The following is an 11,890-nucleotide window of genomic DNA, read 5'->3' as shown; positions in this document are numbered from 1 at the left end:
CCGAAAATTAAATATTTATAACGATCCAAGGGTTTTCCACTCGGGCGATCGCTCCTCCAGGAAATGGATCGGTTTGCGATCGGTTGGGTGCACAGATTAAGCTGGTTAGTTTTTCTACGCTTTCAAAGCGGGGTGCTGAGGGCAATATTTGTTGCAGTAGCTGTCGCATTGCCCGCCGCTGCAATGCAAGGGCTGCTTCGCGCAAAATCGGGCGATTTAACTTGACGGGCAGTTGAAATTTCACCTGGTTGCTGTCTGCAATTGGAGATATTGCTCGCTGTAGCAAGTCGCTGGCTGCAAGTTCGAGGTATTCTACGTCGGCGCGGAGGAGTTCGGCTGTTTGAGCTAGGGCTTGTTGGGCTTTTGGGTTGAAATGAGTTTCTAAATAAGGCAATAATTGCGATCGAATGCGGTTGCGGGCATATTTGAAGTCTTGATTTGTGGAATCTTCCCAAATCGGTAGTTTTTGCTCTTGACAAAATTGACCTGTTTGCGATCGGGTTATTTCCAGCAAGGGACGAACTAAATAGATTTTAGATTTTAGATTTTGGATTTTCGATTGGGAATTTTCATCCTGATTTTCCAATCTAAAATCGGCAGATATTTGGGAGTTGGGATTTTCGCCGGAATTCCCCAATCTAAAATCTAAAATCGGCAATCCAAAATCGGCAAGGGGGCGCGTCCAGGTGAGGGCAGAAAGTCCGTCGGCGCCGCTGCCGCGAATCAGGTTGTAGAGAAGTGTTTCGGCGCGATCGCTGGCTGTGTGACCTGTAACAATGTAGGGGTAGTTGCGGGCGATCGCAATTTCGGTTAAAGCTTGATATCGCCACAGTCTGGCGCCTGCTTCAGTTTTAGGGATGTGCGAGGCTGTTTGCAAATAGTAGGATATTCCCCAATTCTTAGCTAAATTTTCTACATGATTTGCGTTAGCTTCCGAGTCTGAACGCCAGCGGTGATCGCAGTGAGCAATCGCTAGATTCCAGCCCCATTTTGGCTGCAAATCTAGCAGTAATTTAATCGAGCACAAAGAATCTTGTCCGCCGGATACTGCTACTAACAATCGCTGATTTGAGGGCAATATTTGTCGGTGCAGCAGCGTCCGGTGCAGTTGAGCGTGGAGGTGCGTCCAATTGGAAGATTCAGCCATGAGAGCAGTTTTTCATTAAGAAATCATATCAATTCCGGTTGCACCGGAATGATATAGAGGACACGGCAGTGCCGTGTCCCTACCGAAAATAATATTGTAGGGACACGGCAGTGCCGTGTCCTAATTTTGGCTCAAAACTCTCAACTTAAAACTCAAAAATATTCCCCTTCCCCTCTCTTCTAAGTAGCAGCTTAGCTCCACATTCCTAGACTGTGGGGGTGACTGTCTGGATACCTAGAAATAGGAAAATTATTACTTATTTGTGTTGAGTCGCTGAGATTTAATTGCTCATCTGTATCGGTTTGCTCTGAGCTATTTTGGTCGTATGCTTGCGCGGTGTCTGATTCTTCCAGGGCGGCAGGAAGGGCTTTTTGTTCTTGTAGTTCAGGTTCGTCGATCGGGCTGAACTCCAGACGCATCCTAAGTTTGCCTTTTGTCCAGGGTTTCCCGGCACTTAACACCTCGCAATCCATGCCGTCTGAGAATAATTTTTCTTCTACCAATTTTGACTGCATAATGGTCATAAGTTCGCTGACTTTGAACGTACATTGATACATCAAAGCGCTGGCAGGAGCAGACAAAACATCGTCTTCTTTGAGAAATATTTGCGAGTCGTCCATATCAATTGTCCTTATTTTAATGAATGAAGGAAGTTCGGCAACGGATTTTGTCACGGATGTCACGGATGTCACGGATGTCACGAAGAAGGAAGAAGGAAGAGGGAAGACCGAAGAAGGAACAAGGAAGAAGGAAGAAGGAAGAAGGAAGAGGGAAGAGGGAGTGAATTATTACAATCTCGCTGGTTGAGTAAGGTGGGGATTGCCCACCCTAAAACCGGAGATGATATTAATCCCTATTCTTTGATTTAAGCTGTTTTTCTGTGGCTGATTGGTGGATCGGGAATTAGAAAAACCAACCGTAGGAATGCAAACCTTTGCCTAACAGATTGACGCCTAGATAGCAAATCCAAACTACCACAAAACCTGTGGCGGCTAAAATTGCTGGGCGCCTTCCCTGCCAGCCGCGAGTAATGCGGGCGTGCAAGTAGGCAGCAAATACCAACCAAGTAATCAGCGCCCAAGTTTCTTTCGGGTCCCAACTCCAGTACGATCCCCAAGCTTCGTTCGCCCAAACCGCACCGGCAATAATGCCAACTGTCAGTAAGGGGAATCCTAAACCGATGATGCGATAGCTAATGTTATCAAGAGTTTCTGCTAGATTCAAGCGCTGGGGCGAGAGAATTTCTGCGGTTTGAGTGGGGGCGGTTGATGGGGTTTGAACGGTTGCTAATTCGAGCACTGCGGTGGTGCCCAAACCGTTATTGTTGGAGTTGAAAGAGGGTTCGCTGAAAGCTAATGCGCTGTCGGCGGTTTCTGCAATTTGAGGTTCGGGGTTTTGAGGGCGTTGGAGGCGGTAGTTGCCGTTGCGGTTGCCGTTAGTACCGAAGGAACTACCGGTGAGTTCGATTTTTTGGCCGCGGGTGACGATCAAAAATGCGATCGCCAGTAGCGCTCCTACCATTAAAGTTGAGTAACTCAGCATCATGACGCTAACGTGCATCATCAGCCAGTTTGATTTGAGGGCGGGTACTAGGGGCTCTGCAGATTGCATGGTTGCGGGCAGAGTCAGGGCTGCAAAGGCGGATATTGCCATTGCTACGGGGGATGTCGCTACTCCTACTAAGCGGGAACGGCTCATGTTTTCCGCGACTAGGTGGATGGCGGTGATTCCCCAAATTAGGAAAAATAGGGATTCGTAGAGATTGCTTAAGGGAAAGTAGCCGGCTTCTATCCATCGAGAACCGAGTAAAGCAGCGATGGATAGGTTGGCGACGGCCATTCCTGCGGTTCCTAGGGCTCCCAGGTAGGGAATGCCGGGGAAAGCTGCGCCAACCCAGTAAACGAGCATTGTTGAGAACAAAACGGCAAAGGAGATGTTGTCCAGCCAGTTCTGGAGTACGACCAGATCCATAAAAATTACTCCGGTAATGTTTTTACTTATTTTTGCTAACTAGATCGATCGTACTGGGGTTGGGCAGTTTTGGGTTTGGGATTTTGAATTTTTGCAGTAATTCTGACTTGTTGGCTGTTGTGGAGGCGGGGGCGGGCGATCGACCCATTTAGGGCAAAAAACACCTCAAACGCGCTCCCCCTCGGCTTCCTGGGTTATGGGGCGGTATTTGGTGCATTTTTCTGAGAAAGAGCTGAAGGAATTGGGTAATGCTTTAGTAGAGAATGTTCTTGAGGTTTTACCGGAATGGTTCACCGACTAACCTCGTAGTCTAACGGTGAAGTTGAGCGACATCTGATAGCCTCGAACTGTCACAGATAATATCAATTCCGGTTGCACCGGAATGATATAGAGGACACGGCATTGCCGTGTCCCTACCGAAAATAATATTGTAGGGAGAGGGCACTGCCGTGTCCTAATTTTGGCTAATAATTCCGATGCTACCGGAAACGATATAACCTCCCAACCGTCGGCACTAAAGCAGCGTTAGACGCACGGTTTTGTCAGCATACTGTCATCTCGACTTCAATTCCTTAAACATTGCTTGACTTCGGCGCACCGTTAACTAATATAGCAGTTCTCACGAAAGTAAGGTACTCTTCCAATGCCCAATGCCCTGTTTGGCCAATGCCCAAGAACACCTCATGTTACTGAGAAAGGCTATAGTATAGTATTTAATAGCCTATGTTCTACTACTACGGCAGAAAAAAGCAAATAGCAAAACATTACCCCTCTCCTAACTTTGATGCCATCATAGAACCGTTTGCAGGTTCAGCAGCTTATTCACTATATGGGAATCATTGGAAAAAGGAAGTTACTCTCATTGAGAGAGACGAGCGAGTTACTAAAATTTGGCAGTGGTTGCTCGATGAGGCAACCCCATCAAAAATTAGTAGCCTCCCTGATTTAGAGGTTGGTGAAAAGAGTTCAGAGTTCCTTCACATAATTCATGCTGCCACGAAAATGGCTTTTCACTACAAGACTATTAAAGTAACTCCTGTTTTAGCGAGAAATTGGGAGATCAATAAACGATACATGGCGGAAAATTTATTCAAGGTTAAGCATTGGAGAATTATTAGCGGGGATTACACATTAGCTCCTGACATAGAAGCAACTTGGTTTATCGATCCGCCATATAAAGAAGATGCTGGTAAAGGTTACAAATACGGTAGCAAACTCATTGATTACAATAAATTGGCCGAGTGGGCAAAAAATAGGAAGGGAGAAGTTATATTTTGCGAAGGGCATTGCGGTGATTATTTACCATTCAAGCCCTTACTATATCTGAAGGGTGTGGCAGGTAAAACTAGCAAGGAAGTTATTTATTACCAATCTAATAAGCTGTTACGCATTTAAACCATTAACGATCCAGGTAAGGTGCGTCAGCTAGAACGCTTACTATACATGGGAAACGCTTCTTTACTGACGCACCCTACTATCCTCCTTTAAATGCCGAACAGCTTAAAGCAAGCAAACAACTTGAGCTTTTTCAGCTTGCTACTAAGTAGAAATTTTCACGCTCTTCGTCCCCGGTCGCTTCCGTCAAGAAATGGTGCAATTGGTGGTAAACCACATCAATAGTTAAGAGGATAAAAATGAAAATTGCTTCTCGATATAGAATTATAACCTAGCGCCATGATTATTTACACTACCAATTAGTTTATAAAGTCCCCGTCATTACCATAGGTCCAGCAGGATTTTTAAGTAAGGGCGATGCTTCAACCGTGACAACTAATGGTGTTACTTCCGCATTAGCAGGCAGAGAAAGTTTGACAAAAACTGTTCCTGCTTCATTAGTATTAAACGGCTCCCAAGCGATTTTTTCATTATTAATAACCGACCATAACTGATAAAATTGACCCTGTGGTAAAACCGGAAGGTTCCTTAAGATTAAAACAGCTTTGGGTTCACCGGGTGTGATCACAATACTACCAGAGGCAGCAGATGCGTCAGCCATCCCTTTGAGGGAAACTAGACGAGTATTAGGCTGTTGCAGCATTGCAATCACATCTTTTTGTCGCACTACCTGAGCCTCAAGCGTTGTTATTTCTTGCCGGAGTCGGTAGTTATCCACACCAACGGCCAACGCCAATAGTGCCGCTATGCTACCAAGAACGCGACTCAATTGTAGAGGTGAATGCTTCAGTTTTTCCTGGGGTAATGAGTTAGGAACTCCAGAAACATGAGGATTTGGTTCTGCAACGCTAGCCACCGAGGCAGCTTCTAAAATGGCAGAATAGAGATGTGGTGGCGGTGCGATATCAGGTAGGGCGTAGGGCATAACTTCTAGAACTTCTTGCAGGCTAGCAACCTCTGTAGCTAGTTCGGGATTTTCTTTCAGCACTCGCCTTAATTCCTCGGCTTCTTCAGAGCTGAGGTTGCCAAGTACATAACCTGCCATTAATTCTTTTGAGTGTTCAGGAAATAAAGGCTCTGTCATAGGTGCAACTAGCCAATTAAATTTTGTAAGTTTTTTCTTAAGTTCAACAAACCTTGCCGAGACCAAGTTTTAATTGTTCCCAGCGGTATACTAAGTTTAGCTGCAATTTCTGATTGACTCAGACCGTCGTAGTAAGCCATCTCTAACACCTGTTGCTGTTTTTCTGGAAGTTGAGCTAAGGCATCGCGAACACAGTGAGATCGGTCACTTAAAGAAGCTGACTCGAAAGGCGTGAGAGGGGGAATTTCAGTAGCCATCATCTGACTCCATCGCTGGAGAAATTTTAAGTTTGTGCTGCGGGAACGAAGTTTATCAATTGCGCGCGATCGAGTCATAGTTGTCAAAAAGCTGCTCATAGAGCCGCGATTCGGATTGTATGCGCCCCTATTCCAGAGATTGAGAAAAATCTCTTGGGTTAAGTCTTCTGCCTCTTGAGGATTGCTGAGAATTCTCAGCGCCAATCTGTAGACTAAGCTGCCATAGCGGTTATAGAGAATGCCCAAAGCAGAAGGTTGACCAACACTCATCAACCGAAATAACTCAGCGTCAGTCTGTTTGTCAGTGTTATCCGCGCTTGTTTCGGCAGAGTTCAAATCCATAGGTGTTTTGTAGAACAGACCTAAACCGATAATTTTAAGTTGATTCTGGTTATTGCAGCAAGCGCGTCTCCAAAAATAATCTGGCCCCATCTTCTTAAATACGGCCCGCAAAGCTGATTGGATGTATACAAGCTGAGTATCTTAACCTCGATCGCCATAAATTTAGGCTATTCGCAATCCAATCAAACGAGTAAGCCGTACTATAAGAGGAAACACGGCTAGGTATTACCTGCTGACTGCTTAAATCAAGATTCCTCAGATTGGGAAGAACAATATGAACCGGAAAGTGCTTTATTTGATTGTTGGTCTGACTCTAACAGCTAGTCTGTATGCCTGCTCTGAGACTCCTAGTAGCACAAATCAGGCTGCTCCTAACGCTTCTCCCGATGCGATGAAGAGTCCTGATGGGATGAAAAGTCCCGATGCGATGAAGAGTCCCGGTGCGATGAAGAGTCCCGATGCGATGAAGAGTCCCGGTGCGATGAAGAGTCCTGATGCTATGAAAAAATAGCCTTTACCAAAGACATCACCGAAGTTACATTGCTTATTTGGGGCGGGCTAGGAGCAACGCCCCACAATAGTTTTATTTTTTTACATACAATTAAAATGCTGATTAGCTTAGTTTATACCCGGACTGCACAGTCCCCTTCACAGTGGCAGAGTTGGAAAAAACGGAGCTAACCAAAGCTGTATCTTGACATCCCAACCCAAAAGAATCGCGATCGCACTTCCCACAACAATTACGCCGCCGATTCTTTGTAAGGCTGCACTGTGGGGGCGCAAACGTAATAAGTGCTGGCTGAAATAGCGTCCTCCATAGGCGATCGCCAGTAGCGGCAACCCGGCTCCCAAACCGTACAAAATTAGTAAAACAAACGCAGTTACAGGTTGAGGATTGACAACAGCTATGACCAGAATACTGCCAAGAACTGGCCCCGCACAAGGTGTCCAAAGCAAGCCGAGTTGGGTTCCCAGCCAAAATTCGCCAACCAACCCTACTCGTGCGGGTGCTTTGAGCCAACTTTCAAAGTGTAAGTATTTAAACAGCAGTTGGTAACTCTGCGGAAAAATAGCACTTATTCCAGCAATCAACAGAAAGGCAAGTGCTCCAGTTCGGAGGATGCTAGCAAAGTTGACAAACCACCCTGATGTCACTCCCAACAAGCTCCCAATTGCCGCAAAACCAGCTATCAATCCTGATACCAAAGCAATGGGGCCATAGCGATGAGATTGCAGGCTGCGTCCTAATAATATGGGTAGGATTGGTAAGACGCAGGGCGAGAGAATTGTTAAAAATCCTGCTAGTAAAGCCACACCAGCCGACGTGAGTGAAATTGGCATCTGACTACCCTAATAACTTGCGAATAGTCTGTTCGGTTTCCTGATAAGCTCCTTCCCCAATATGGTCGTAGCGCCAGATGCCTTGTCGATCGGCTAAAAATAAATGAGGCCAATATTCATTCTGGTAGGCAGCCCATGTTTTAAATTCGTTATCCAGCGGCACGGGATAGGTAATTTGGTGTTGCTGTAAAGCTTTTTTGACGTTGTTGGCATCCCGCTCAAAGGGGAATTCAGGGGTGTGTATGCCCACAACCTTCAATCCGCGATCGGCATATTTCTGGTTCCAACCGACGATGTAGGGCAGAGTGCGCTGACAGTTAATGCAGGCAAATGTCCAAAATTGCACCAACACCACTTTGCCTTTAAGGTCAGCTATTTTCAACGGCGCAGAATTTAGCCACTGGCTGATGCCTTGAAACTCTGGTAAAGACTTTCCAGTTGGTGAGGCAGCAACGTTCTCGACTGTGGGAAAATTAGGAATTTTAGCAGGATCGGGTATGGGGATATTGTCAGAGCTAGAAGTTGCGATAATATCTTTCTTAATGCCACAACTGAGAGCAGTCCCACCAACTCCCAGCCCTAAATACCAAAGTAATTGGCGTCGCCCCAGCCAGCGCTTGTTCATAAATTAATTTCCTTCCTTATTTACTTTATATACGGAGATGACCGGAAATTGGATGTTTTATGCAAACAGCAAAAATTTTAAATCCAAAATAGAGTTAGCATCGTATTAAGTTAGAGACTACTAAAAACCGAGTCTCTTCTGGACTTATGCAAAAAGTGGTTTTACGTGCTATTTATAACGATAAGGTGCGGTGTGCATGGAGTCCTACATATAGAGGTTTTGCATAAATCCTGTTCTTGTCACCCTTACGCACTATGGATTCATCTGCTCCTTCTAAAAAATCTCGGTCTAAACCTTTACCGACTCAGGCAACTGGGGCGAAGTTATTTCACTGGTTAAATATCATTAGTCTAGTGATGATGATTGGCAGTGGATTGCAAATTTACAACTCGAATCCGGTTTTTGGCGGGCGGGGAGGATGGCAGTTCCCACCCATATTTTTGCTAGGCGGTTGGCTGGCTGGTGGCAGACATTGGCATTTCGCTGCCATGTGGTTATTCGCACTCAATCTATTTTGGTACGGTGTCTATATTTTCATCACCCGCCGCTGGCAGCATCGTTTTCTCGGCTATAATGACCTGAAAGCTTTGCAGAATTCTCAAAATGAGAAGCGCAAAAATTATTCATGGCACCGCCTAGCTTACACAGCAATTATTCCGGTTTTGCTGCTAGCTTTATTTAGCGGAATGGGAATGTATAAACCTGCTCAATTCCACTGGATTGTTGATTTATTTGGCAGTTGGCAGGCACTGAGAGTCGTTCACTTTATATCGGTTCCTACCGTCATCATCTTTGCACTAATTCACTCTTTGCTGGGCCTCAAGGTAGGGGGTTCGCGCCTGATTAAGTCAATTTTTTGGTAGAGGTTTCCTAATGTTTCCAGACTCTCCTCGTTTATGGCAGCGCCGCCAATTTCTCCAATTATCTGGACTTTCTGGCATCGGTTTATTTTTAGGCGGTTGTGGGTTGATTCCTTTTGATGCTGTGGTAGGTAAGACTTTTGAACCTCTCAACCAAAGTGTTGAAGCTTTGTTGTTGAATCCTCAAAAACTCGTACCGGAATTTCCTGCAAGTGCGATCGAGCCGAATGCCTTAATTATCAATACCTTTGATATTACTCCAGATATTGATGCAAAAGCTTTCCGTCTGATAATTGATGGTGAGGTAAATCGTCCCCTCAACCTCAGTCTAGAACAACTTCAGATTATGCCTTTGAGTGTAATGACAATTCGCCATGTTTGTGTGGAGGGTTGGGCTGCTATCGTGCAGTGGGGCGGAGTGCGGCTGCGGGATTTGGTAGCACTTGCTCAACCAAAGACAAATGCTCGCTATGTTTATTTTAAGTCTGCTGATGGCTATTACGAGAGTTGGGATATGCCTTCAGCGTTGCACCCTCAGACTTTGATGGTTTATCAGAAAAATGGTAATCCTCTGAGTGTTGAGAATGGTGCGCCTTTACGCCTAGCATCTCCAATTAAGCTGGGTTACAAACAGAGTAAGTGGGTGACTAGAATTACATTAGTTTCTGAATTGCTGCCTGAAAAGGGTTACTGGGAGGATCAAGGTTACGAGTGGTTTGGAGGGCTATAATAATGTGTTTGAGAAGCCTGAATTAGGCAGTCTCCTTAGTTTTCAGAATTGGTATTAATTAACAAGTGGATGATGTACAATGAAAAAAAGATTATTTTTGAAAGCGGGTCTAGCCACAGCAAGCATGGCATGGTTATCGTCCTGTTTGCCTGGAAAGTCAGATGTTATGGCCGCTTCTAAGGGTGTTTTTGAAATTACTAAAACTGAGGAAGAGTGGCGCAAAATTTTGACACCAGCACAGTTTGATGTGTTGCGAAAACACGGCACTGAACGCTCTCACACTAGCATTCTCGACAAGCAATACGGGAAGGGAATTTATGCGTGTGCTGGGTGCAATTTGCCACTTTTTTCATCGCAAACCAAATTTGATAGCGGTACTGGTTGGCCAAGTTTTTATGAACCGATCGAAGGGGCGATCGCCACATCAGTGGATAATTCGCTGTTTGCGAGTAGAATTGAAGTGCATTGCCATCGCTGCGGGGGGCATTTGGGTCACGTATTTGATGACGGCCCTGCACCTACTGGCAAACGCTACTGCATGAACGGTGTTGCTATGAAATTTATTGCTGGCTGACATTCTTTCACGGGTCATTCTGTGGTATCGAATCCGATAATCATCCATCCGCAAAACCGCTAGTGCAGGCGGATTCGCGCGGATGGTATAGTGATTTTTGGGACGTAAGGGCGATCGAGGTTATTTATGGATGCTGAAGAACTTTTAGAAAGATACGCTAAAGGCGAACGAAAATTTCATAATGAACGGTTAAGTGGGGTAGACCTTAAAGGTTCTGACCTGAGTGGTATTGACCTACAGGGTGCTAATTTGACGGGAACTGATTTGAGTGGCACCAACCTAACAGATGCGATTTTTTACGCTGTTAATTTGAGTCGGGCATCCTTGACAAGTGCAAACATGAGTGGAATACGTTGTGATTCAGCTAATCTAAGTTTAGCAGAACTCAACGGTGCAAATTTGAGTAAAGCAAATCTGAGTAGTTCCAACTTGACTAATGCTAATCTTGACAAGGCAAATCTGACTGGTGCAAACCTAACAGCTACTAACCTAAGTAGAGCCTTCTTGTTTCAGGCAGATTTAAATAGAGCTAACTTGACTAACGCTAATCTGACTGGAGCAAACCTGGCTGAAGCAAATTTAACTGCAACAATTCTAAGTGGTGTACAATTCTTAGAGGCAAAGCTCAAGGGTTGTAAACTCAGGGCCGTCAATTTGCAAAAAAGCAATTTGTCAGGAATTAAGTTGATAGATGTAGATTTAAGTGTGGCAAACTTGGAAGAAGCTAACCTTAAAAAAGCCTGTTTCCAAGGTGCGAATCTAGAAAGATCAAATCTGCAAGGAGCAAACTTAATGGGAGCAGATTTAAGTAGAGCAAACTTGAAAAAGGCAGACTTAACTAACGCAAGAATTTATGGTTGGAATATTGAAAATGCAGACTTCACTTGTGCTACAATGCCCGATGGAGAAATCTATCAGCCAGAAACCTCTGACGGAGAAATCTACCAGCCAGAAACTTCGGAAAAACTATCCCAAAAAGTGACAGCTATGACGCGCAAAATTATTCGTACTGACAAAGCACCCGCACCCGTGGGCCCTTACAATCAAGCGATCGCCGCAACGGGCACTATGCTGTTTGTAGCTGGCCAAATTGCGATCGACATTAGACTAAACGATATTGTCTACACTGACGATGTGGCAAAACAAACCGAACAAGTTATGGCAAATCTGGAAGCGATTCTCACAGAAGCCGGCGCTACTTGGTTGGATGTGGTAAAAACCACGGTTTTTCTCAAGGATATGAATGATTTTGCCGCGGTAAATGCGGTTTATGGGAAATATTTTGATGCGGAAACTGCACCGGCGCGCGCTTGTGTAGAGGTTTCGCGTTTGCCGAAAGATGTGTTAGTTGAAATTGATTGTATTGCCGTGATTTGATTTAAGATCAATTCCGGTGGCACTGGAATGAATCATAGGCAACGGAGGACACGGCAATGCCGTTTCCCTACCCCAAAACGATCGATCTTCCTCGATGAAAGATGTAACCATCCGCCGATTAATTGTAGGGAAACGGCACTGCCGTGTCGTGACTGTGGGTAATATCTTCCTCAATGAAAGATGTAAC

14 protein-coding genes are annotated in these 11,890 nt (G+C 45.1%); 7 read left to right on the top strand and 7 right to left on the bottom strand.

The annotated features are described in order from the left end of the window. Positions 1 to 7: 7 nt before the first annotated feature. A complete protein-coding gene (gene tilS, locus QUA02_RS20760; protein WP_333030292.1) occupies positions 8 to 1,147 on the bottom strand; it encodes a tRNA lysidine(34) synthetase TilS in 1,140 nt (379 codons plus the stop codon). A gap of 191 nt (positions 1,148 to 1,338) precedes the next feature. Then, positions 1,339 to 1,767: a KGK domain-containing protein gene (locus QUA02_RS20755; protein WP_333030291.1), complete on the bottom strand. Its 429-nt coding sequence runs from the start codon at positions 1,765 to 1,767 to the stop codon at positions 1,339 to 1,341. 19 nt (positions 1,768 to 1,786) lie between these two features. Between QUA02_RS20755 and QUA02_RS20750 the strand changes: the two genes are divergently transcribed. After that, positions 1,787 to 1,954, top strand: a complete 168-nt coding sequence (locus tag QUA02_RS20750) for a hypothetical protein (protein WP_333030290.1) — start codon at positions 1,787 to 1,789, stop codon at positions 1,952 to 1,954. Positions 1,955 to 2,050: 96 nt separating this feature from the next. On the opposite strand, the gene ccsB is transcribed toward QUA02_RS20750, so the two are convergent. Further along, positions 2,051 to 3,118 carry a c-type cytochrome biogenesis protein CcsB gene (gene ccsB / locus QUA02_RS20745; RefSeq protein ID WP_333030288.1) on the bottom strand — a complete coding sequence of 356 codons (1,068 nt, stop codon included), beginning with the start codon at positions 3,116 to 3,118 and terminating at the stop codon, positions 2,051 to 2,053. 723 nt (positions 3,119 to 3,841) lie between these two features. Here ccsB and QUA02_RS20740 point away from each other — a divergent pair. Continuing rightward, positions 3,842 to 4,513, top strand: coding sequence for a hypothetical protein (locus QUA02_RS20740; protein WP_333030287.1), 672 nt, complete (start codon positions 3,842 to 3,844; stop codon positions 4,511 to 4,513). A gap of 304 nt (positions 4,514 to 4,817) precedes the next feature. Here QUA02_RS20740 and QUA02_RS20735 read toward each other — a convergent pair whose 3' ends face one another. Beyond that, positions 4,818 to 5,597: an anti-sigma factor domain-containing protein gene (locus tag QUA02_RS20735; RefSeq protein ID WP_333030285.1), complete on the bottom strand. Its 780-nt coding sequence runs from the start codon at positions 5,595 to 5,597 to the stop codon at positions 4,818 to 4,820. A gap of 8 nt (positions 5,598 to 5,605) precedes the next feature. Continuing rightward, complete coding sequence (locus QUA02_RS20730; RefSeq protein ID WP_333030283.1) at positions 5,606 to 6,196, bottom strand: sigma-70 family RNA polymerase sigma factor; 591 nt, start codon at positions 6,194 to 6,196, stop codon at positions 5,606 to 5,608. A 274-nt stretch (positions 6,197 to 6,470) separates the two neighbouring features. On the opposite strand from QUA02_RS20730, the gene QUA02_RS20725 reads away from it, so the two are divergent. Then, positions 6,471 to 6,707, top strand: a complete 237-nt coding sequence (locus QUA02_RS20725) for a hypothetical protein (protein ID WP_333030282.1) — start codon at positions 6,471 to 6,473, stop codon at positions 6,705 to 6,707. Between the two features lie 137 nt (positions 6,708 to 6,844). On the opposite strand, the gene QUA02_RS20720 is transcribed toward QUA02_RS20725, so the two are convergent. Together QUA02_RS20720 and QUA02_RS20715 are read right to left on the bottom strand one after the other, a co-directional pair. Beyond that, the gene (locus QUA02_RS20720; RefSeq protein WP_333030281.1) at positions 6,845 to 7,537 is read right to left on the bottom strand and encodes a cytochrome c biogenesis CcdA family protein; all 693 of its coding nucleotides are present in this window, start codon (positions 7,535 to 7,537) and stop codon (positions 6,845 to 6,847) included. Between the two features lie 4 nt (positions 7,538 to 7,541). Continuing rightward, a complete protein-coding gene (locus QUA02_RS20715; RefSeq protein WP_333030279.1) occupies positions 7,542 to 8,162 on the bottom strand; it encodes a thioredoxin family protein in 621 nt (206 codons plus the stop codon). A 254-nt stretch (positions 8,163 to 8,416) separates the two neighbouring features. Here QUA02_RS20715 and QUA02_RS20710 point away from each other — a divergent pair, with 254 nt between their 5' ends. The 4 genes from QUA02_RS20710 to QUA02_RS20695 all read left to right on the top strand — a co-directional run bounded on the left by QUA02_RS20710 (position 8,417) and on the right by QUA02_RS20695 (position 11,703). Further along, on the top strand, positions 8,417 to 9,025 hold the full coding sequence (locus tag QUA02_RS20710) for a cytochrome b/b6 domain-containing protein (protein WP_333030277.1): 609 nt from the start codon (positions 8,417 to 8,419) through the stop codon (positions 9,023 to 9,025). Between the two features lie 10 nt (positions 9,026 to 9,035). Beyond that, on the top strand, positions 9,036 to 9,752 hold the full coding sequence (locus QUA02_RS20705; RefSeq protein ID WP_333030276.1) for a molybdopterin-dependent oxidoreductase: 717 nt from the start codon (positions 9,036 to 9,038) through the stop codon (positions 9,750 to 9,752). Between the two features lie 79 nt (positions 9,753 to 9,831). Next, complete coding sequence (gene msrB, locus QUA02_RS20700) at positions 9,832 to 10,326, top strand: peptide-methionine (R)-S-oxide reductase MsrB (protein WP_333030275.1); 495 nt, start codon at positions 9,832 to 9,834, stop codon at positions 10,324 to 10,326. 126 nt (positions 10,327 to 10,452) lie between these two features. Then, a complete protein-coding gene (locus tag QUA02_RS20695) occupies positions 10,453 to 11,703 on the top strand; it encodes a Rid family detoxifying hydrolase (protein ID WP_333030273.1) in 1,251 nt (416 codons plus the stop codon). Positions 11,704 to 11,890 lie beyond the last annotated feature (187 nt).

The organism is Microcoleus pseudofavosus SVA1_A4 (assembly GCF_036700565.1).
Lineage (GTDB): Bacteria > Cyanobacteriota > Cyanobacteriia > Cyanobacteriales > Microcoleaceae > Microcoleus.
Note: the sequence above shows the minus strand (reverse complement) of the source record. Positions and strands in the feature narration are given on the sequence as shown.

Coding starts and splice junctions, on each gene's coding strand:
- tilS (WP_333030292.1), bottom strand. CDS start 1,147: ATGGCTGAATCTTCCAATTGGACGCACCTCCACGCTCAACTGCACCGG.
- QUA02_RS20755 (WP_333030291.1), bottom strand. CDS start 1,767: ATGGACGACTCGCAAATATTTCTCAAAGAAGACGATGTTTTGTCTGCT.
- QUA02_RS20750 (WP_333030290.1), top strand. CDS start 1,787: ATGAATGAAGGAAGTTCGGCAACGGATTTTGTCACGGATGTCACGGAT.
- ccsB (WP_333030288.1), bottom strand. CDS start 3,118: ATGGATCTGGTCGTACTCCAGAACTGGCTGGACAACATCTCCTTTGCC.
- QUA02_RS20740 (WP_333030287.1), top strand. CDS start 3,842: ATGTTCTACTACTACGGCAGAAAAAAGCAAATAGCAAAACATTACCCC.
- QUA02_RS20735 (WP_333030285.1), bottom strand. CDS start 5,597: ATGACAGAGCCTTTATTTCCTGAACACTCAAAAGAATTAATGGCAGGT.
- QUA02_RS20730 (WP_333030283.1), bottom strand. CDS start 6,196: ATGGATTTGAACTCTGCCGAAACAAGCGCGGATAACACTGACAAACAG.
- QUA02_RS20725 (WP_333030282.1), top strand. CDS start 6,471: ATGAACCGGAAAGTGCTTTATTTGATTGTTGGTCTGACTCTAACAGCT.
- QUA02_RS20720 (WP_333030281.1), bottom strand. CDS start 7,537: ATGCCAATTTCACTCACGTCGGCTGGTGTGGCTTTACTAGCAGGATTT.
- QUA02_RS20715 (WP_333030279.1), bottom strand. CDS start 8,162: ATGAACAAGCGCTGGCTGGGGCGACGCCAATTACTTTGGTATTTAGGG.
- QUA02_RS20710 (WP_333030277.1), top strand. CDS start 8,417: ATGGATTCATCTGCTCCTTCTAAAAAATCTCGGTCTAAACCTTTACCG.
- QUA02_RS20705 (WP_333030276.1), top strand. CDS start 9,036: ATGTTTCCAGACTCTCCTCGTTTATGGCAGCGCCGCCAATTTCTCCAA.
- msrB (WP_333030275.1), top strand. CDS start 9,832: ATGAAAAAAAGATTATTTTTGAAAGCGGGTCTAGCCACAGCAAGCATG.
- QUA02_RS20695 (WP_333030273.1), top strand. CDS start 10,453: ATGGATGCTGAAGAACTTTTAGAAAGATACGCTAAAGGCGAACGAAAA.